The 19,738-nt window shown below is 63.1% G+C and carries 19 protein-coding genes and 1 pseudogene; 15 read left to right on the forward strand and 5 right to left on the reverse strand.

Annotated features, from left to right (window positions below; translation table 11 throughout):
• Positions 1 to 79 precede the first annotated feature (79 nt).
• The 3 genes from ACPZMI_RS23705 to ACPZMI_RS23715 all read right to left on the reverse strand — a co-directional run bounded on the left by ACPZMI_RS23705 (position 80) and on the right by ACPZMI_RS23715 (position 3,630).
• On the reverse strand, positions 80 to 1,384 hold the full coding sequence (locus ACPZMI_RS23705; RefSeq protein WP_186711272.1) for an MFS transporter: 1,305 nt from the start codon (positions 1,382 to 1,384) through the stop codon (positions 80 to 82).
• A 221-nt stretch (positions 1,385 to 1,605) separates the two neighbouring features.
• Entirely contained in the window at positions 1,606 to 2,811 is a 1,206-nt protein-coding gene (locus tag ACPZMI_RS23710) for a transporter associated domain-containing protein (protein WP_186720670.1), read from the reverse strand.
• Positions 2,812 to 2,820: 9 nt separating this feature from the next.
• A complete protein-coding gene (locus ACPZMI_RS23715) occupies positions 2,821 to 3,630 on the reverse strand; it encodes a cytochrome C assembly family protein (protein ID WP_186668713.1) in 810 nt (269 codons plus the stop codon).
• Between the two features lie 285 nt (positions 3,631 to 3,915).
• On the opposite strand from ACPZMI_RS23715, the gene ffh reads away from it, so the two are divergent.
• The 12 genes and pseudogenes from ffh to ACPZMI_RS23775 all read left to right on the forward strand — a co-directional run bounded on the left by ffh (position 3,916) and on the right by ACPZMI_RS23775 (position 13,754).
• Entirely contained in the window at positions 3,916 to 5,292 is a 1,377-nt protein-coding gene (gene ffh / locus ACPZMI_RS23720) for a signal recognition particle protein (protein WP_063543302.1), read from the forward strand.
• A 244-nt stretch (positions 5,293 to 5,536) separates the two neighbouring features.
• The gene (gene rpsP, locus ACPZMI_RS23725) at positions 5,537 to 5,788 is read left to right on the forward strand and encodes a 30S ribosomal protein S16 (protein ID WP_008094480.1); all 252 of its coding nucleotides are present in this window, start codon (positions 5,537 to 5,539) and stop codon (positions 5,786 to 5,788) included.
• Positions 5,789 to 5,793: 5 nt separating this feature from the next.
• The gene (gene rimM / locus ACPZMI_RS23730; RefSeq protein WP_426353193.1) at positions 5,794 to 6,330 is read left to right on the forward strand and encodes a ribosome maturation factor RimM; all 537 of its coding nucleotides are present in this window, start codon (positions 5,794 to 5,796) and stop codon (positions 6,328 to 6,330) included.
• 3 nt (positions 6,331 to 6,333) lie between these two features.
• Positions 6,334 to 7,086, forward strand: coding sequence for a tRNA (guanosine(37)-N1)-methyltransferase TrmD (gene trmD / locus ACPZMI_RS23735; protein WP_186711270.1), 753 nt, complete (start codon positions 6,334 to 6,336; stop codon positions 7,084 to 7,086).
• Between the two features lie 42 nt (positions 7,087 to 7,128).
• Positions 7,129 to 7,479 carry a 50S ribosomal protein L19 gene (gene rplS / locus ACPZMI_RS23740; RefSeq protein ID WP_023629812.1) on the forward strand — a complete coding sequence of 117 codons (351 nt, stop codon included), beginning with the start codon at positions 7,129 to 7,131 and terminating at the stop codon, positions 7,477 to 7,479.
• A 137-nt stretch (positions 7,480 to 7,616) separates the two neighbouring features.
• Positions 7,617 to 8,021 (forward strand): annotated as a pseudogene (locus ACPZMI_RS23745) (acyl-CoA thioesterase); the annotation flags it as partial.
• Positions 8,022 to 8,109: 88 nt separating this feature from the next.
• Positions 8,110 to 9,006, forward strand: a complete 897-nt coding sequence (gene xerD / locus ACPZMI_RS23750; RefSeq protein WP_186668707.1) for a site-specific tyrosine recombinase XerD — start codon at positions 8,110 to 8,112, stop codon at positions 9,004 to 9,006.
• 155 nt (positions 9,007 to 9,161) lie between these two features.
• Entirely contained in the window at positions 9,162 to 9,923 is a 762-nt protein-coding gene (locus ACPZMI_RS23755) for a DsbC family protein (RefSeq protein WP_426353194.1), read from the forward strand.
• An 82-nt stretch (positions 9,924 to 10,005) separates the two neighbouring features.
• Complete coding sequence (locus ACPZMI_RS23760; protein WP_054895086.1) at positions 10,006 to 11,310, forward strand: homoserine dehydrogenase; 1,305 nt, start codon at positions 10,006 to 10,008, stop codon at positions 11,308 to 11,310.
• Positions 11,311 to 11,362: 52 nt separating this feature from the next.
• Positions 11,363 to 12,772 carry a threonine synthase gene (gene thrC / locus ACPZMI_RS23765; RefSeq protein ID WP_186668703.1) on the forward strand — a complete coding sequence of 470 codons (1,410 nt, stop codon included), beginning with the start codon at positions 11,363 to 11,365 and terminating at the stop codon, positions 12,770 to 12,772.
• A gap of 185 nt (positions 12,773 to 12,957) precedes the next feature.
• Positions 12,958 to 13,398: a DNA-binding transcriptional response regulator gene (locus tag ACPZMI_RS23770; RefSeq protein ID WP_186668701.1), complete on the forward strand. Its 441-nt coding sequence runs from the start codon at positions 12,958 to 12,960 to the stop codon at positions 13,396 to 13,398.
• Between the two features lie 74 nt (positions 13,399 to 13,472).
• Positions 13,473 to 13,754, forward strand: coding sequence for a DUF3509 domain-containing protein (locus ACPZMI_RS23775; protein ID WP_426353195.1), 282 nt, complete (start codon positions 13,473 to 13,475; stop codon positions 13,752 to 13,754).
• A 136-nt stretch (positions 13,755 to 13,890) separates the two neighbouring features.
• Here the strand turns inward: ACPZMI_RS23775 and ACPZMI_RS23780 are convergent, their stop codons facing one another.
• Positions 13,891 to 14,763 (reverse strand): TIGR02285 family protein, encoded by an 873-nt coding sequence (locus tag ACPZMI_RS23780; protein ID WP_186668802.1) that lies wholly within the window; start codon positions 14,761 to 14,763, stop codon positions 13,891 to 13,893.
• A gap of 20 nt (positions 14,764 to 14,783) precedes the next feature.
• Positions 14,784 to 15,983 carry a CaiB/BaiF CoA transferase family protein gene (locus ACPZMI_RS23785; protein WP_186668697.1) on the reverse strand — a complete coding sequence of 400 codons (1,200 nt, stop codon included), beginning with the start codon at positions 15,981 to 15,983 and terminating at the stop codon, positions 14,784 to 14,786.
• A gap of 163 nt (positions 15,984 to 16,146) precedes the next feature.
• Between ACPZMI_RS23785 and ACPZMI_RS23790 the strand changes: the two genes are divergently transcribed.
• The 3 genes from ACPZMI_RS23790 (at position 16,147) to ACPZMI_RS23800 (ending at position 19,684) form a co-directional block, all read left to right on the forward strand.
• Positions 16,147 to 16,689 (forward strand): YaeQ family protein, encoded by a 543-nt coding sequence (locus ACPZMI_RS23790; protein WP_186668695.1) that lies wholly within the window; start codon positions 16,147 to 16,149, stop codon positions 16,687 to 16,689.
• Between the two features lie 29 nt (positions 16,690 to 16,718).
• Positions 16,719 to 18,428: a single-stranded-DNA-specific exonuclease RecJ gene (gene recJ / locus ACPZMI_RS23795; RefSeq protein WP_186668694.1), complete on the forward strand. Its 1,710-nt coding sequence runs from the start codon at positions 16,719 to 16,721 to the stop codon at positions 18,426 to 18,428.
• A gap of 149 nt (positions 18,429 to 18,577) precedes the next feature.
• Complete coding sequence (locus ACPZMI_RS23800) at positions 18,578 to 19,684, forward strand: NADH:flavin oxidoreductase/NADH oxidase (RefSeq protein WP_426353196.1); 1,107 nt, start codon at positions 18,578 to 18,580, stop codon at positions 19,682 to 19,684.
• Positions 19,685 to 19,738 lie beyond the last annotated feature (54 nt).

Consider the following 19,738-nt stretch of genomic DNA (forward strand, 5'->3'; position numbering starts at 1 on the left):
GCACGGGGCTGCTGCGCAGCCCATTCGCGGGCAAGCCCGCTCCTACAGACTCCTGCAGGAGCGGGCTTGCTACAACTGCTCAAAGCTCGGTATGGCGAGTTTCCTTCAGGCACAGCACTGCAATCAGGCTGATCACCGCCGCCACCGATACATATCCCCCCACCCAGCTCAAACCTCCCATGCTCACCAGTTGCTGGGCAAAGAACGGTGCCGCCGAGGCGCCGACGATGCCGCCCAGGTTGTAGGCCGCCGAGGCCCCGGTGTAACGCACGTGGGTCGGGAACAGCTCAGGCAGCAGCGCGCCCATCGGGGCGAATGTCACGCCCATCAGGAACAGTTCGATCGCCAGGAACAGCGCCACGCCGGCGGTGGAGCCCGAGGTCAGCAGGGGTTCCATGGTGAAGCCTGAGGCAATGGCCAGCAGCCCACCGACGATCAGCACCGGCTTGCGCCCATAGCGGTCGCTGAGCCAGGCCGACAGCGGCGTAGCCAGTGCCATGAACACCACGGCGAAGCACAGCAGGCCGAGGAAGGTTTCGCGACTGTAGCCGAGTGTGGAGACGCCATAGCTGAGCGAGAACACCGTGGAGATGTAGAACAGTGCGTAGCACACCACCATCGCCGCAGCGCCCAGCAAGGTGGGCATCCAGTACTTGGCGAACAGGTCGACCACCGGCATTTTCACCCGCTCTTGACGGGCCACGGCCTTGGCGAAGACCGGGCTTTCCTCGAGCTTCAGGCGTACGTAAAGGCCCACCAGCACCAATGCAGCGCTGAGCAGGAACGGAATGCGCCAGCCCCATTCACGGAACTGCTCGTCGCTGAGCACCAGTGCCAGGGTCAGGAACAGACCGTTGGCGGCGAGGAAGCCAATCGACGGGCCCAACTGCGGGAACATGCCGAACCAGGCGCGCTTGCCGGGCGGTGCGTTCTCGGTGGCGAGCAGGGCTGCACCGCCCCATTCGCCGCCCAATCCCAGCCCCTGGCCGAAGCGCAGCACGCAGAGAATGATCGGGGCCCATACGCCGATGCTGTCATAGCCTGGCAGGACACCGATCAGTGTGGTGGACACCCCCATCAGCAGCAACGAGGCGACCAGGGTCGACTTGCGCCCGATGCGATCACCGAAGTGGCCGAACAGGGCCGAACCCAGCGGCCGGGCGAGGAAGGCGATACCGAAGGTGAGGAAGGCTGCAAGCATCTGCGCGGTGCCTGAGCCGGACGGGAAGAACACTGGACCGATCACCAGCGCCGCAGCCGTGGCGTACACGTAGAAATCGTAGAACTCGATGGCGGTGCCGATGAAGCTGGCGGTGGCGACCCGGGCGGGCGAATTGACCGGAGTCGCCGAGACAGGTTCGGCGTAGGTGTTGCTGGTTGTCATGCGTAGGTCCCTGAACAGTCGTTCGCGCGGCCGATCAGGCGGGCCGCAGCGTATTGTTGTGGTTCGCCAGGCTGACGAGGGCCCCGGGATGGCAGGGCGCGGACGCTGTTCGGGATAGGACGCAGGGCCGCTGGCACGTCAGTGAGGCGGACTGGCCGTGGGGCGCCGGGTGCGGGTAGCAGGCGGGACGGCAGGGCTGGGTAAGCGTGGCCCGAGTATAGCTATCGGGTTACGGTCCAGACCAGTACCTTGCTGGCGCAATTGTCCTCGGTTTCGAGGATTTCCAGGCGGTAGCGTCCGACTTTCAGGCAAACCGCGCTTGCCGGGATGCTTTCCAGTGCTTCGGTGACCAGGCCGTTGAGGGTTTTCGGGCCGCCGTCGCAGGGCAGGTGCCAGCCCAGGCTGCGGTTGAGCTCGCGCAGCGAGGCGGTGCCTTCGATGATGAAGCGGCCATCGGGCTGGGGATGGATATGGGGGTTGTCCAGGCTCTGCTCGTCTTCGAACTCGCCGACTATTTCTTCAAGGATGTCTTCGAGCGTCACGATCCCCAGCACTTCGCCGTACTCGTCCACGACCACGCCCATGCGCCGCTGCTGCTTGTGGAAGTTCAGCAGTTGCAGTTGCAGCGGGGTGCTTTCCGGGACGAAGTAGGGCTCGTAGCAGGCGGCCTGGAGTTTCTCCAGGGTCAGTTCGGCGCGTGGCAGCAGGTGGCTGATGAGCTTGGTGTTGAGGATCGCTTCGACCTGGTTGATGTCGTTGTGATAGACGGGCAGGCGGGTGTGGCGGCTGAGGATCAGCTGTTCGATGATCTGTTCGATCGGGTCGTCGAGGTTGATGCCATCGACTTCGTTGCGCGGGACCAGGATGTCGTTGACGGTAATCCTGTCCAGCGCTTGCAGGCCCTCGATCAGGCCCTGGCGTGGGGTTTCGTGCGGCTCGTCGTCATCCAGGGCGTCTTCGTCCTGTGGGTGCAGGGCGACGGCGGTAGGCTGCACGCGGAACGGGCGCAGGATCACTTTGGCCATGCCGTCGAGCAGGCAGGCCAGCGGCTGCAGCGCTGCCAGTGGCAGCTTGAGCAGGCTGCCACCGAGGCTGGCGAAGGCGTGCGGGTTGCGTCGTGCCAGGCGCCGCGGCAGGTACTCGGCCAGCACCAGCAGCGTCAGCGTGGCACAGAGCCCGGCCAGCCAGAAGCCATGTTCGCCGCTGTAGCGCTGGCCGATCAGGCAGGCCAGGCCCAGCACCAGCAACTTGCCGAGGCTGGCGCAAAGGACCAGTGCCTGGGCGGGCAGGGTGGGGGCTTCTGTCTCGCTGGAGCGGGCGTGGCCGTTGAGTTGCTGGCGGGCGGCCTCGACCGCACTGAACAGCGCCGACCACAGCAACGCCAGTACCAGGGTGCCGAGCAGCGGGGCGTACGGCAAAGTGTCCATGATTGCCCGTCAGATGTGCAGGATGAATTCGCGGACCAGCTTGCTGCCGAAGTAGGCCAGCATCAGCAGGCAGAAACCCGCCAGGGTCCAGCGGATCGCCTTGTGCCCGCGCCATCCCAGGCGATTGCGCCCCCACAGCAGGACGCTGAACACGATCCAGGCCAGGCACGACAGCGAGGTCTTGTGCACCAGGTGCTGGGCGAACAGGTTCTCGAAGAACAGCCAGCCGGAGATCAGCGACAGCGACAGGAGGATCCAGCCCGCCCAGAGGAAGCCGAACAGCAGGCTTTCCATTGTTTGCAGTGGGGGGAAGTTGCGGATCAGTCCCGAGGGGTGCTTGTGCTTGAGCTGGTGGTCCTGGAGCAACAGCAGCAGGGCCTGGACCACGGCGATGGTGAACAGGCCATAGGCGAGGATCGACAGCAGGATATGCGCCAGGATGCCGGGCTCTTCATTGACCAGCGGCACGGTGCCGGCTGGCGCGAACTGTGCCAGCAGCGCTGTCACTGCACCCAGCGGGAACAGCAGCACCAGCAGGTTCTCCACCGGAATGCTCAGGCAGGCGAGCAGCGTCAGGGCGATCACCGCGGTGGCGATCAGGCTGGCGGCGCTGAAGAAGTCGAGGCTCAGGCCCAGTGGGGTGAGCAACTGGAAGAACAGGGCGCCGGTCTGTGCGACAACGGCAATCACGCCCAACAGGCCGAGCAGGCGTTTGTCGACCTTGGCACCCTGTGCCAGGCGCGAGCCTTGATAGGCGGTCGCGGCAATATAAAGGATGGCCGCGATCAGGTTGGGGATGAGGCTGGGTGAGGAGAGCATAGGTCCTGGTAGGCGAGCCCTAAAGGAGGGGAGTTTGGCATAGAACGCGGTTGCCTAGGAAGACTGCAGGCCGTGTCGGCCTTTTCGCGGGCTCAAGGTTTCATGGAGGCGGCGGTTCGGCGCTGTGAGTTGCCAGCGAAAAGGCCGCCGCCGCTGCCGCTCAGCGCCAAGGTGTGCGCCGTCGCCGCTCTCCGTTATAATGCCCGGCTTGCTGTGCCCTGCGCGTGTGGATATCCGCCAGGGCGCCTGAACAACCTCGGCTTTATTGGGCCTGAAAGGATCACCATGTTCGAAAACCTGACCGACCGCCTGTCACAGACGCTGCGCCATGTCACCGGCAAGGCCAAGCTGACCGAAGAGAACATCAAGGACACGTTGCGTGAAGTGCGCATGGCCCTGCTCGAGGCCGACGTCGCCCTGCCGGTGGTCAAGGACTTCGTCAACAGCATCAAGGAGCGCGCGGTCGGCACAGAGGTGTCGCGCAGCCTGACGCCGGGCCAGGCCTTCGTGAAGATCGTCCAGGCCGAACTGGAAAGCCTGATGGGCGCGGCCAACGAAGACCTCGCGCTCAATGCGGCTCCGCCAGCCGTGGTGTTGATGGCGGGCCTGCAGGGCGCCGGTAAGACCACCACCGCCGGCAAGCTGGCGCGCTTCCTTAAAGAGCGCAAGAAAAAGACCGTCATGGTGGTGTCCGCCGACGTCTACCGCCCGGCGGCGATCAAGCAGCTCGAAACCCTGGCCAACGACATCGGCGTGACCTTCTTCCCGTCCGATATCAGCCAGAAGCCGGTCGATATCGCCGAGGCGGCGATTCGCGAAGCCAAGATCAAGTTCATCGACGTGGTCATCCTCGACACCGCCGGCCGTCTGCACATCGACGCCGACATGATGGACGAGATCAAGGCCCTGCACGCGGCGGTCAAGCCGGTCGAGACGCTGTTCGTGGTCGATGCCATGACCGGCCAGGACGCCGCCAATACCGCCAAGGCCTTTGGCGAGGCGCTGCCGCTGACCGGCGTGGTGCTGACCAAGGTCGATGGTGATGCCCGTGGCGGTGCCGCGCTGTCGGTGCGCGCCATCACCGGCAAGCCGATCAAGTTCATCGGTATGGGCGAGAAGACCGAAGCCCTCGAGCCTTTCCACCCTGACCGCATCGCCTCGCGCATCCTCGGCATGGGTGACGTGCTCAGCCTGATCGAGCAGGCCGAGCAGAACATCGACAAGGCCAAGGCCGACAAGCTGGCCAAGAAGCTGAAGAAGGGCAAGGGCTTCGATCTCGAAGACTTCCGCGACCAGTTGCAGCAGATGAAGAACATGGGCGGCCTGGGTGGCCTGATGGACAAGCTGCCCAGCATCGGTGGCGTCAACCTGTCGCAGATGGGCAATGCCCAGGGCGCGGCCGAGAAACAGTTCAAGCAGATGGAGGCGATCATCAACTCCATGACCCCTGCCGAACGTCGCGACCCCGACCTGATCAGTGGTTCGCGCAAGCGCCGTATCGCCCTGGGCTCCGGCACGCAGGTGCAGGATATCGGCCGACTGATCAAGCAGCACAAGCAGATGCAGAAGATGATGAAGAAATTCTCCGCCAAGGGCGGCATGGCCAAGATGATGCGTGGCCTGGGCGGGATGCTGCCGGGCGGCGGCATGCCGAAGCTGTAACCGAATCCGCTTGGTCGCCTTGATTGCAAGGCGGCCAGGCAGACCCCGCTTTGGCGGGAAAATCGCCGCAAAACAGCGGCTTAAGCGGCAGTTCTGGATTGCTTTGCATGGCTCTTGCGAAAAAGCCATTTGCAAATGTCCGTGTATTCCCTGAGAATATGCGGCCTTTTGGGCACCCGTGTGCCTATTTGGCATTCAGATTTGCAGCACTGACTGCAGTACCGACTATAGGAACGATGTTCACATGGTAACCATTCGTCTGGCCCGTGGCGGCTCGAAAAAGCGCCCTTTCTACCACCTGACCGTGACCAACTCGCGTAACGCCCGTGACGGCCGTTTCGTTGAGCGCGTTGGCTTCTTCAACCCGATCGCCTCGGGCGCCGAAGTCAAGCTGTCGGTCAACCAGGAACGCGTCACCTACTGGCTGAGCCAGGGCGCGCAGCCGTCTGAGCGTGTTGCTCAGCTGCTGAAGGACGCTGCCAAGGCTGCTGCCTGAGCAGTATGAACGCGACGCCAGAAAAGGCTGACGACCTCATCATCGTTGGCAAGATTTTTTCGGTTCACGGCGTTCGCGGCGAGGTGAAGGTGTATTCCTTTACCGATCCGATTGAAAACCTGTTGGATTATCCGCGCTGGACGCTTCGGCACGAAGGCAAGGTAAAGCAGGTCGAGCTGGTCAGCGGTCGTGGCTCCCAGAAGGGCCTGGTCGTGAAACTGAAAGGCCTCGACGATCGCGATGAAGCCCGTCTTCTGAGCGGTTACGAAATCTGCATTGCGCGGAGCCTTTTGCCCAACCTGGCCGCCGACGAGTACTACTGGTACCAGTTGCAGGGCCTGAAGGTCATCAACCAGGACGAACAACTGTTCGGCAAGGTCGATCACCTGTTGGAGACCGGTGCGAACGATGTAATGGTGGTCAAGCCTTGCGCTGGCAGCCTGGATGATCGCGAGCGTCTGTTGCCCTATACGGAGCAATGCGTGCTGGCAATCGACCTGGAAGCAGGTGTGATGCGAGTCGAATGGGACGCGGATTTCTAGACGATGGGTAACCTTCGCGTAGAAGTCATCACGTTGTTCCCCGAGATGTTCTCGGCCATCACGGAGTACGGCATTACCAGTCGTGCGGTGAAACAGGGGTTGCTGCAAGTGACCTGCTGGAACCCACGGGACTACACCACTGATCGTCACCACACGGTGGATGATCGGCCGTTTGGCGGTGGTCCGGGCATGGTGATGAAGATCAAGCCTCTGGAAGACGCCCTGGCCAGTGCCAGGCAGGCGACCGGAGCATCGGCGAAGGTGATCTACCTCTCGCCACAAGGCCGCAAGCTGACTCAGCAGGCGGTCAAAGGCCTGGCCGAACAGGAATCGTTGATCCTGATCGCCGGTCGTTATGAAGGCATCGACGAGCGTTTTATCGAAGCTCATGTCGATGAGGAGTGGTCGATTGGTGACTATGTACTTTCCGGTGGCGAGCTGCCGGCCATGGTACTGATCGATGCGGTTACGCGGCTGCTGCCCGGAGCTTTAGGGCATGTGGACTCGGCGGAGGAAGACTCCTTCACCGATGGTCTGCTGGATTGCCCGCACTACACCCGACCTGAGGTGTATGCGGATCAGCGTGTACCCGACGTGTTGCTAAGTGGCAACCATGCACACATCCGGCGTTGGAGAATGAAGCAGTCCCTTGGTAGGACCTTCGAACGACGCGCCGATCTTCTGGAAAGTCGCTCGCTTTCTGGAGAAGAGAAGAAGCTGCTCGAGGAATACCTCCGCGAGCGGGACGATAGTTAACGTATCGATGGTGGATCAAGTTATCCATCTTAGGAGCACAGCATGACCAACAAGATCATCCAGCAGCTCGAAGCCGAGCAGATGAGCAAGGAAATCCCGACCTTCGCACCAGGCGACACCATTGTCGTTCAGGTTAAAGTGAAGGAAGGCGATCGCTCGCGTCTGCAGGCGTTCGAAGGCGTTGTTATCGCCAAGCGTAACCGCGGTCTGAACAGCGCCTTCACCGTGCGCAAGATCTCCAGCGGCGTTGGCGTAGAGCGTACCTTCCAGACCTACAGCCCACAGATCGACAGCCTGGCCGTGAAACGTCGTGGTGACGTGCGTAAAGCCAAGCTGTACTACCTGCGCGACCTGTCCGGCAAAGCCGCTCGCATCAAGGAAAAACTGTCCTGAGTGCAGTTTGACCGGCGGCCTTGGTCGCCTTGCGAGAGAAAAAGCAGCCTTCGGGCTGCTTTTTTGCATTTTGTGGTATTGGTGTTGCCTGCTTCGCGGGTCGCCCCGCTGCCATTCCCTTGCGATTCGAGTACCCCATGACCACCACCCCAAGAGACCAGGAAATCCAGCGCCGTACCGAGCTGTCGATCACTCGCGTGACTAAGGCCGTATTTCCCAATACCACCAATCACCACAACACCTTGTTTGGCGGCACCGCGCTGGCCTGGATGGATGAGGTGTCGTTCATCGCCGCTACGCGTTTCTGTCGCCTGCCGCTGGTGACCGTGTCCACCGACCGCATCGACTTCAAGCACCCGATCCCGGCGGGCTCGATCGTCGAGCTGGTTGGCAGCGTGATCAAGGTGGGCAATACCAGCTTGCAGGTACAGGTCGATGTGTTCGTCGAGAACATGTACCTCGACGGCCGCGAGCGTGCGATTCATGGGGTGTTCAGCTTTGTTGCCATCGACGAGGACAAGCGACCGGTGCCGGTACTGCCTCAGGCTTGCCTGTCCAGAGGTCGGTACAGACAACCCGCAAGCCGCTATGAAACACTAGGCCCACTTTCAACACCCAGCAGCCTTCCGAATGCCCGCCCTGGACCACCCCCTGATCGATCAGTTTCTTGATGCCCTCTGGCTGGAAAAAGGCCTGTCCGACAACACCCGCGTTTCCTACCGCAGCGACCTGGCCCTGTTCAATGGCTGGTTGCAGGAGCGTGGCGTCGCGTTGCCTGAAGCTGGCCGCGATTCGATCCTCGACCACCTTGCCTGGCGCTTCGATGAGGGTTACAAGCCGCGCTCCACTGCGCGGTTTCTCTCTGGTGTGCGTGGCTTTTATCGCTATCTGCTGCGGGAGAAACTCATTGGTGTCGATCCGACCTTGCAGGTCGATATGCCGCAGCTGGGTAGGCCTTTGCCCAAATCCCTGTCGGAAGCGGATGTCGAAGCGCTGCTCAAGGCACCCGACCTGGCCGAAGCCATCGGCCAGCGCGACCGAGCCATGCTCGAGGTTCTCTACGCCTGCGGCCTGCGGGTCACCGAGCTGGTGAGCCTGACCCTCGATCAAGTCAACCTGCGCCAGGGTGTACTGCGGGTGATGGGCAAGGGCAGCAAGGAACGTCTGGTGCCGATGGGCGAGGAGGCGGTACTGTGGATCGAGCGCTACGTGCGCGACGGTCGCGGCGAGCTGCTCAACGGTCGCCCCAGCGATGTGCTGTTCCCCAGCCTGCGGGGCGAGGAAATGACCCGCCAGACGTTCTGGCACCGCATCAAGCACCACGCGCGCGTGGCCGGTATCGACAAGCCACTGTCACCGCATACCTTGCGTCACGCCTTTGCCACCCATCTGCTCAACCATGGTGCCGACCTGAGGGTGGTGCAGATGCTGCTGGGGCACAGCGACCTTTCCACCACGCAGATCTACACCCACGTCGCCAAGGCACGTTTGCAGCAGTTGCATGCCCAGCACCATCCGCGTGGATGAATGATTTTCATGTTCCGCCCGGCGGCCATCAGACAGTGATTTCGTCGCGGCCTGATGTGGTAGGCTTGAGCGGTTTGCACCAGGGACTGTCTGGTCGCCGCGATTTTTTCCGCAGGCGACGTCCTCCGGTCCCCGTCCGCCTTCAGGAGTACCCCATGCGCGTGACCCAGATGTTTGCCGCCGCCGCCCTGGCGCTGGCCAGTACCTTTGCCTTCGCTGCGGCCACCGATGTCAACGCCGGTGCCGAGCAAGCCATTCGCAACACACTCAAGACACTGGAACTGGAAGTCCCGATCGAAAGCGTCGCCACCAGCCCGGTCGGCGGGCTCTACGAAGTCAAGCTGCAGGGCGGTCGCGTGCTCTATGCCAGCGCAGATGGCCAGTTCGTCATGCAGGGCTACCTGTACCAGATCCAGGATGGCAAGCCGGTCAACCTGACCGAGAAAACCGAACGCCAGGGCATCGCCAAGCTGATCAATGGTATTCCTGCGACTGAAATGGTGGTTTACCCGGCCAAGGGCGAAACCAAATCGCACATCACCGTGTTCACCGACACGACCTGCCCGTACTGCCACAAGCTGCACGCCGAGGTGCCCGAGCTGAACAAGCGCGGTATCGAGGTGCGCTATGTCGCCTTCCCGCGCCAGGGCCTGGGCTCGCCGGGTGACGAGCAACTGCAGGCTGTCTGGTGTTCCAGTGACCGTCGCGCGGCGATGGACAAGATGGTCGACGGCAAGGAAATCAAGGCGGCCAAGTGCGCCAACCCGGTCAGCAAGCAGTTCCAGCTCGGCCAGTCGATCGGTGTCAACGGCACGCCGGCGATCGTGCTCGAAAGCGGCCAGGTGATCCCGGGCTACCAGCCGGCACCGCAGGTGGCCAAGCTGGCCCTGGCCGGCCAGGCGCAAGCCGCCAAGTAATTCATTCAATACGCCGTCGTCATGGGGTGACGGCATGTTTCACGGTCGGCGCAGGTGCCGGCCGTTCAATGGGGAGTTCACAGTGAAACCGGTCAAAGTAGGCATCTGTGGGTTGGGGACCGTCGGTGGCGGTACCTTCAATGTACTTCAGCGCAACGCCGAGGAGATTGCCCGCCGTGCCGGGCGCGGTATTGAAGTGGCCCAGATTGCCATGCGCTCGCAGAACCCGAACTGCCAGATTACCGGTACCCCCATTACCGCTGATGTGTTCGAAGTCGCGACCAACCCCGAAATCGACATCGTCATCGAGCTGATCGGTGGCTACACCATTGCCCGCGATCTGGTGCTCAAGGCCATCGAGAACGGCAAGCACGTGGTCACCGCCAACAAGGCGCTGATTGCCGTGCACGGCAACGAGATTTTCGCCAAGGCCCGTGAAAAGGGCGTGATCGTGGCCTTCGAGGCGGCGGTTGCCGGCGGCATCCCGGTGATCAAGGCGATCCGCGAAGGCCTGTCGGCCAACCGCATCAACTGGTTGGCCGGGATCATCAACGGCACCGGCAACTTCATCCTCACCGAAATGCGTGAAAAGGGCCGTGCTTTCCCTGACGTGCTGGCCGAAGCCCAGGCGCTGGGCTATGCCGAGGCCGACCCGACCTTCGACGTCGAGGGCATCGATGCTGCGCACAAGCTGACCATCCTGGCCTCCATCGCTTTCGGTATTCCGCTGCAGTTCGACAAGGCCTACACCGAGGGCATCACCCGCCTGACCACTGCTGACGTCAACTACGCCGAAGCCCTGGGCTATCGCATCAAGCACCTGGGTGTGGCCCGCCGCACTGCCGACGGCATCGAGCTGCGCGTGCACCCGACGCTGATCCCGAGCGACCGCCTGATCGCCAACGTCAACGGCGTGATGAACGCGGTGATGGTCAACGGCGACGCTGCTGGCTCGACGCTCTACTACGGCGCCGGTGCCGGCATGGAGCCGACCGCTTCGTCGGTGGTCGCCGACCTGGTCGATGTGGTGCGTGCCATGACCTCCGACCCGGAGAACCGCGTTCCGCACCTGGCCTTCCAGCCGGATTCGCTGTCGGCGCACCCGATCCTGCCGATCGAGGCGTGCGAAAGCGCCTATTACCTGCGGATCCAGGCCAAGGATCACCCAGGCGTGCTGGCCCAGGTCGCCAGCATCCTGTCCGAGCGTGGCATCAACATAGAGTCGATCATGCAGAAGGAAGCCGAAGAACAGGACGGCCTGGTGCCGATGATTCTGCTGACCCACGGCGTGGTCGAGCAGCGTATCAACGATGCCATCGTCGCCCTTGAAGCCCTGCAGGATGTGGTCGGCAACGTCGTGCGTATCCGCGTCGAACAGCTCAATTAATTCAGCAGCGGGCCGCGACGGCGGCCCGCGCCCAGAACCGAAGGTTTGCACAATGCGCTATATCAGTACTCGCGGCCAGGCTCCGGCCCTGAATTTCGAAGACGTCCTGCTGGCAGGTCTTGCCAGCGACGGCGGCCTGTACGTGCCGGAAAACCTGCCGCGCTTCACCCAGGAAGAAATCGCTTCCTGGGCCGGCTTGCCGTATCACGAACTGGCGTTCCGAGTGATGCGCCCCTTCGTCACCGGCAGCATCGCCGATGCCGACTTCAAGAAGATCCTCGAGGAAACCTACGGTGCCTTCGCCCACGCCGCGGTGGCACCGCTGCGCCAGCTGAACGGCAACGAGTGGGTGATGGAGCTGTTCCACGGCCCGACGCTGGCGTTCAAGGACTTCGCCCTGCAACTGCTCGGCCGTCTGCTCGACCACGTGCTGGTCAAGCGTGGCGAGCGCGTGGTGATCGTCGGTGCCACCAGCGGTGATACCGGTTCCGCCGCCATCGAAGGCTGCCGCCGTTGCGACAACGTCGACATCTTCATCCTGCACCCGCACCAGCGCGTGTCGGAAGTTCAGCGTCGGCAGATGACCACGATCCTCGGTGACAACATCCACAACATCGCCATCGAAGGCAACTTCGACGACTGCCAGGAGATGGTCAAGGCCAGCTTCGCCGACCAGTCCTTCCTCAAGGGCACTCGCCTGGTCGCGGTCAACTCGATCAACTGGGCGCGGATCATGGCCCAGATCGTCTACTACTTCCATGCGGCACTGCAGTTGGGCGGCCCGGCGCGCTCGGTCGCGTTCTCGGTCCCGACCGGCAACTTCGGCGATATCTTCGCCGGTTACCTGGCGCGCAACATGGGCCTGCCGATCAGCCAGCTGGTGGTGGCCACCAACCGCAACGACATCCTGCACCGCTTCATGAGCGGCAACCAGTACGTCAAGGACGCGCTGCACCCAACGCTCTCGCCGTCGATGGACATCATGGTCTCGTCCAACTTCGAGCGCCTGCTGTTCGACCTGCACGGTCGCAACGGCGCGGCGATCGCCGAGTTGATGGCCAACTTCAAGCAGGGTGGTGGCTTCAGCGTGGAGCAGGATCGCTGGACCGAGGCGCGCAAGCTGTTCGACTCCCTGGCAGTGAGCGACGAGCAGACCTGCGAGACCATCGCCGAGGTGTTCAAGGCCACCGGCGAAGTGCTTGATCCGCACACCGCCATCGGCGTCAAAGCCGCTCGTGAGTGCCGTCGCAGCCTGGATACGCCAATGGTGGTGCTGGGCACCGCGCATCCGGTCAAATTCCCCGAGGCAGTGGAGAAGGCCGGTGTCGGCAAGGCCCTCGAGCTGCCTGCGCACCTGAGCGACCTGTTCAGCCGCGAGGAGCGTTGCACGGTCCTGGCCAATGACCTGAAGACGGTCCAGGCCTTCGTCAGCCAGCACGGCAACCGCGGCAAGCCGCTGTAAAACGCGGTACTCGAGGGCATTGGCGGGGCAAGTCGGAACATCGGCTTGCCCCGTTTGCGTTTGAGCGGTTCTTTAATTACAGAATCATCCTTCGTCTTTTCAGGCTTTTCCTATTTGAGTCCCTATGCTGCTTTTCTAGAGTGGGCGCCCTGTCCATCAGGGCTCGCAGCCCTCAGGAGCGGCTCATGCACCGGCTCAACATTCTTATCGTCCAGTCTCATCCCGCCCAGCAGATCGCTTTGCACCAGGCCTGCAATGCCCTGGGGGTTTTCAACGTGCGCATCGCCTGCGATCTGGCCAGCGCCAAGGCAAGCATGGCGCAGATGCGAGCCTTGGACATGCTCATCATCGACCATGGCATGCCGGCGCTGAGCGCCCAGGCACTGTTGAAGCACGTGACCCGGCAGGGCCATGCGCGTGCGCTGCTGTTCGTCGGACAGCCCCCTGTGCGCGGCCCTGATCTCGCTTCCGAGGCCCAGCGTCAGGGGCAGTGGGTCGTTGCCCAATTGCCCTGGCCGTTGTCGATGAGGGGGTTGCAGGCGGCATTGCAGCGGCTGCGTCGACCGCCGCGCAGGCACTCCGGGCGGGATATCGAAACTGTCATGTTGCCCACGCATGCTGGCTGATACAGGCGCGAGCGAACTTTCCCAAGTGCCTGACGGTCAGTTCCGATAGGTCCCCGACAAAGCGAGTACGCCGGATGGAAAGAATCTGCTCCCTGCTCAACGATGCCCTGTCCCCTTATCACACCCGACTCGACGATGCGGATGCGCGCGGCAATCGCCAACTCACCGTGCTCGATGCGCAGGGCAACGAGGTATTGCACCGCGCCGTGAGCGTGCGCCAGCTACAGGAGCAGCGCTTGCTGGTCGATCTGGTCGACGGTCTGCACCGCGACCTGCAGATCGTCGAAGGGCGTCTGCAGCCCTGTGTGATCGCAGCATTGCAACACCGGCACCAACCTCAGGGAACCTTTGCCTGAGTGCCTCGTCAGATTTTATAGGGTGCTCGAACGCTGCTTTGCTCCGGTAGCGTTGGATCGCCGTACAGAGTCCATTCAAGGGCTTTGCGTTGACCCCGGATGTCTTCCCCAGCATCCGGGGTTTCTTTTGCCTGCGTCATGGCTTGATGCTGGTCGGAGCGGGAGCCTCCTCGACCAGGCGTCGGGTCTGTTCCAGGTACTCTGTGCGCAGTTCGGGGTCAAGCCAGTTGGCGTAGAACTCAGGGAGGACTTCCTGGCGCAGGTGTGGCAACAGCTTGTCGATATGGGCGATGGCCTCGCGTCCTAGTGGGGTGTCGGAGCAGCCCACATGCAGAAACTGGTAGCGATTCGCCCCTTTGATCGGGTGGAACTGGTAGCTGTCCAGCGAGCCGCCCTGCTGCTGGACCAGGTAGCGCACCTCTGGCCAGTAGCCAAGCACCAGTTGCAGGCGCCCCAGCTGCTGCATCTGCAAGAGGTTGGCGGTGGCATCGTTGCCGTAGTGGCGGCTCAACGTGGCTTCTGGCAACAGCCGCAGGATATCGTCGACCACTGCCCCGTAGCTGCGCTGGGCCACGATTCCCAGTTTCAGCCCTGGACGCTCCAGCAACTGCTTCAGGTCCACAGGCGAGCCTTCCCCGGGATCGTCCAGCAGCCTCTGGTCAGCCTTGCGGATGACTAGCCCGCCACTGAGGATGGGCAGCGAGGGTTGGGAAAAGTGCACGAAACGGGCGCGTTCCGGCGTCCATAGCAGGGTCGGGTCGCAGGTGAAGCTGTGCTCTTGGAGCATCTGGATGCCACGGGCGCGATTCACCCGAAGGACTGTGTGATCGTATTCTGGCATCTGCTCGATGAGCAGAGGCAGCATGCGGTCGACCACGCCCTGGCCCTTTTCCTGGCCTTCGAGAATGGTGAACGGCGGCAGGTCGCGCACCAGCCAGGTCAGGCGCTCACGGGCCTGGCCCTGCTGCCAGGGCAGCAGCAGGGCGCAGAGCAGCACACACAAGCGCATCATGCTGGTTCGGCGCCCGATCAGACCGCCCCCTGCTCGCGCAGGCGTGCCACCTGGGCATCGCTGTAGCCCAGCCCGGCGAGCAGCGTCGCCGTGTGCTCCCCCAGCGCAGGCCCGACCCACTCCGTGGAGCCTGGTGTCTGCGACAGCTTGGGCACGATACCTGGCATCTTGAAGGGCTTGCCGTCCGGGAGTTTCGCCTGGAGGAACATTTCCCGGGCGAGGAATTGCGGGTCGCTGAACATGTCCTCGGCCGAATAGATGCGGCTGGCAGGCACGCCGGCATCGTTCAGTGACTGCATCACCTGTTCCAGCGGCAGGCTGTTGACCCAGCGGTCGATCACCCCGTACAGCTCGTCGCGACGCAGGTCACGACCATCGTTGCTGGCCAGGGTCGCGTCCTCGGCCAGGTCGTCGCGGCCGATGGCCTGCATGAAGCGTTTGAAGATCGCATCGCCGTTGGCGCCGATCTGCACGTGCCGGCCGTCGGCACTGGTGTGGATGGAGGAGGGGGTGATGCCCGGCATGATGTTGCCGGTGCGCTCGCGAATGAAGCCGAACACGTCGAACTCCGGCACCATGCTTTCCATCATCGCAAAGATTGCCTCGTACAACGCCACATCCACCACCTGCCCTTCACCGCCATTGACCTCGCGATGTCGCAGGGCCATCAGCGCGCCGATCACGCCCCAGAGGGCGGCAATCGAGTCGCCGATGGAAATGCCCGTGCGCACGGGCGGGCGATCCTCGAAACCTGTGATGTAGCGCAGCCCCCCCATGGACTCGCCGACTGCACCGAAGCCCGGCTGGTCCTTCATCGGCCCGGTCTGGCCGAAGCCTGACAGGCGCACCATCACCAGGCGTGGGTTGAGGGCATGCAGCACGTCCCAGCCAAGGCCCAGTTTCTCCAGCACGCCAGGGCGGAAGTTCTCGATCAGGATGTCAGCGCCGGCCAGCAATTGCTTGAGGATCTCGCGCCCTTCGGGGTGCTTGAGGTTGAGGGTAAGCGATTGCTTGTTGCGTGCCTGGACGAACCACCACAGCGAAGTCCCTTCATACAGTTTGCGCCACTTGCGCAGCGGATCGCCGCCATCAGGTGATTCGACCTTGATCACCTCGGCGCCGAATTCGGCGCAGATACGCGAAGCGAAGGGGCCGGCGATCAAGGTGCCGAGCTCGATGACCTTCAGACCGGCGAGGGGTTTGGCGGGGGTGGGCATGGTGCGTCCGTGGCGACAGAAAAGAGGCTTGGTTTTATCACAGCTGGTCAATGGCAGATACTGTTGCAAGGCAGAGTCCAGTGCACGCAGATGCGCAACCACCCACCCCAACAAACTCGGATCGGTTAAACTCTGCGACTTTCTCCAAAGAAGCCCCTTTCCCATGGCCCAGCCTTCCACCACCTACAAGTTCGAACTGAATCTGACCGACCTCGACCGCGGCGTGTACGAAAACGTCCGTCAGACGATTGCTCGTCACCCGTCGGAGACTGAGGAGCGCATGGCCGTCCGTCTGCTGGCCTACGCCCTTTGGTACAACGAGAACCTGTCGTTCGGCCGCGGTCTGTCGGATGTCGATGAAGCTGCCCTGTGGGAAAAAAGTCTGGATGATCGCATCCTGCACTGGATCGAAGTCGGCCAGCCCGACGCCGAGCGCCTGACCTGGTGCTCGCGTCGCACCGAGCGCACCAGCCTGCTGGCCTACGGCAGCTTGCGGGTGTGGGAGAACAAGGTGGTCGGCGCGGTCAAGGGCCTGAAAAACCTGAGTATCGCTGCTGTTCCGCAGGAAGTCCTGGAGGTTCTGGCCACCGACATGCCGCGTACCATCAAATGGGATGTGATGATCAGTGAAGGCACGGTATTCGTCACCGACGACCGTGGCCAGCACGAAGTCCAACTGCAGTGGCTGCTCGGTGAGCGCGGCTGACCTGATCCGATCTGACCGCCGAAGACCCCATGCGTATCGAACCCCGCCCCCTGCCATCGGCATTGCCCTTCCTCGGTAACCTGCCGCCCCTGTTGACCCGCCTGTATGCCGCGCGCGGCGTGCAGAGCGAGTCCGAGCTGGACAAGAGCCTGGCGCGCCTGTTGCCGTACCAGCAACTTAAAGGAATCGAGGCGGCCGTCGACCTGTTGGTCGAGGCCCTGGACCTGCGTCAGCGCATCCTGATCGTTGGCGACTTCGACGCCGATGGCGCCACCGCCAGCACCGTGGGTGTGCTGGGGCTGCGACTGCTGGGTGCGGCCCATGTGGATTACCTGGTGCCCAATCGCTTCGAGTACGGCTATGGCCTGACCCCCGAGATCGTGCAGGTGGCATTGCAGCGTCAGCCACAGCTGCTGATCACTGTCGATAACGGTATCTCCAGCGTCGATGGCGTGGCGGCGGCCAAGGCGGCCGGGCTCAAGGTCCTGGTCACCGACCACCACCTGCCTGGCGAGCAGTTGCCCGACGCCGATGCGATCGTCAACCCGAACCAGCCAGGCTGTACCTTCCCCAGCAAGTCGCTGGCTGGCGTGGGGGTGATCTTCTACGTGCTGATGGCCCTGCGTGCCCGCCTGCGCAGCCTTGGCCGCTATGAGACGCAAGCCCAGCCGAACATCGGCGAACTGCTCGACCTGGTGGCGCTGGGCAGTGTCGCCGACGTGGTGCCGCTGGATGCCAACAACCGTATCCTCGTGCACCAGGGCCTCGAGCGCATTCGTGCCGGGCGCGCTCGCCCCGGGCTGAAGGCAATCCTCGAAGTGGCGCGCCGCGATCACCGCCGCATCACCTCGACCGACCTGGGTTTCATCCTCGGACCACGGCTCAATGCCGCCGGTCGGCTGGACGACATGAGCCTGGGCATCGAATGCCTGCTGTGCGAAGACGCCGCCGTGGCGCTGGACATGGCCGGGCAACTGGACGGGCTCAACCAGGATCGCAAGTCCATCGAGCAGGGCATGCAGCGTGAAGCCCTGGCCCAGCTCAAGGATTTGCCGGTCGAGTCCATGCCCTATGGACTGTGCCTGTTCGACGCCGACTGGCACCAAGGTGTGATCGGCATCCTCGCCTCGCGCCTGAAGGAGCGCTACCACCGGCCGACCATTGCCTTTGCCGATGCGGGCGAGGGTATGCTCAAGGGGTCGGCGCGTTCGGTGCCGGGCTTCCATATCCGTGATGCGCTGGATGCCGTGGCCGCGCGCCACCCGCATCTGATCAGCAAGTTCGGCGGCCATGCCATGGCCGCAGGCTTGTCGCTACCGGAGGCCAACTTCCAGGCCTTTGCCGATGCGTTCGACGAAGAGGTGCGGCGCCAGTTGTGCGAGGACGACCTGACCGGGCGCCTGCTGTCCGATGGCACCCTGGCGGTCGAGGAATTCCATCTGGACCTGGCTCGTGCCCTGCGCAATGCCGGCCCTTGGGGGCAGCATTTTCCCGAGCCGCTGTTCCATGGCGTGTTCCAGTTGGTCGAACAGCGCGTGGTAGGGGAGCGGCATTTGAAAGTGGTGCTCAAGAGCGAGTGCGGCTCGGTGAAACTTGATGGGATCGCTTTCGGCATCGACCGCGAAATCTGGCCCAATCCGACAGTGCGTTGGGTGGAGGTGGCCTACAAGCTCGATGTGAACGAGTTTCGCGGCAATGAAAGCGTGCAGTTGATGATCGCGCACATGGAGCCGCGCTGACACGGGGCAGGTGTCAGCGCGGGGCGTCCATCCGGCGGAACTTCGCCCCAAGGTAATCTGGTCTAGTCTCAACAAAGACCGATACCGGGCCACGGCCGCACACGAGTGTCCGGGTCGGATCACCATTGGAGTCCTTGGGAGGTCCCCTCATGAGCCTGCTGCTTGAGCCGTATACCCTGCGTCAGCTGACCCTGCCCAATCGTATTGCGGTATCACCAATGTGCCAGTACTCGAGCGTCGATGGCCTGGCCAACGACTGGCATCTGGTCCACCTGGGCAGTCGCGCCGTCGGTGGCGCCGGGCTGGTGATCACCGAAGCGGTGGCTGTCACTGCCGATGGAAGAATCACTGCCGAAGATCTCGGGTTGTGGAACGACGACCAGATCGCCCCGCTGCAACGTATCACCCGCTTCATCACCTCCCAGGGCGCCGTCCCGGGCATCCAGCTGGCGCATGCCGGGCGCAAGGCCAGCACCCATCGTCCCTGGCTGGGCAAACACGGTAGCGTCAAGATCGAGGACGGCGGCTGGCAGCCGGTCGGGCCTTCGAAGATCGCCTTCGACCCGGAGCATACGCCGCCGCGCGAGCTGAGCCACGATGAAATCCAGGGCGTCGTCCAGGCCTTCGTCCAGGCTGCCGAGCGTGCGAAGACGGCCGGGTTCAAGGTCGTCGAAATCCATGCGGCCCACGGCTACCTGCTGCATCAGTTCCTCTCACCTCTGAGCAACCAGCGGCGTGACGAGTACGGCAGCTGCTTCGAGAACCGTATTCGTCTGACGCTTCAGGTGACCGAGGCCGTACGTGAGGTGTGGCCGCAGGAGTTGCCGCTGTTCGTGCGGGTCTCGGCCACCGATTGGGTCGAAGATGGCTGGAACCCCGACGAAACGGTCGAGCTGGCGCGTCGTCTGAGGGCGCTGGGGGTCGACCTGATCGACGTGTCCTCGGGCGGGACCTCGGTCAATGCCGAGATCCCCACCGGCCCGGGTTACCAGACTCGCTTCGCCGAGCGCGTACGCAAAGAGTCGGAAATTGCCACCGGCACCGTGGGCATGATCACCGAACCCGCCCAGGCCGAGCACATCCTGCGTACCGGTCAGGCCGACGTGATCTTCCTCGCCCGCGAACTGCTGCGCGACCCCTACTGGCCGCTGCATGCCGATGATGACCTGGGTGGCAACAAGGCAACCTGGCCTGCGCAGTACCAGCGTGCGACCAGCCGGGCCAACCCGATTCATGAGTCGGACTTGCGGGATTGACAGATCTGCACGGTGGAAACGCTCGACGAGACTAATGCAACATCCCGAAGCAAA

The sequence above is a fragment of the Pseudomonas wayambapalatensis genome (genome assembly GCF_049942315.1).
Taxonomy (GTDB): domain Bacteria; phylum Pseudomonadota; class Gammaproteobacteria; order Pseudomonadales; family Pseudomonadaceae; genus Aquipseudomonas; species Aquipseudomonas wayambapalatensis.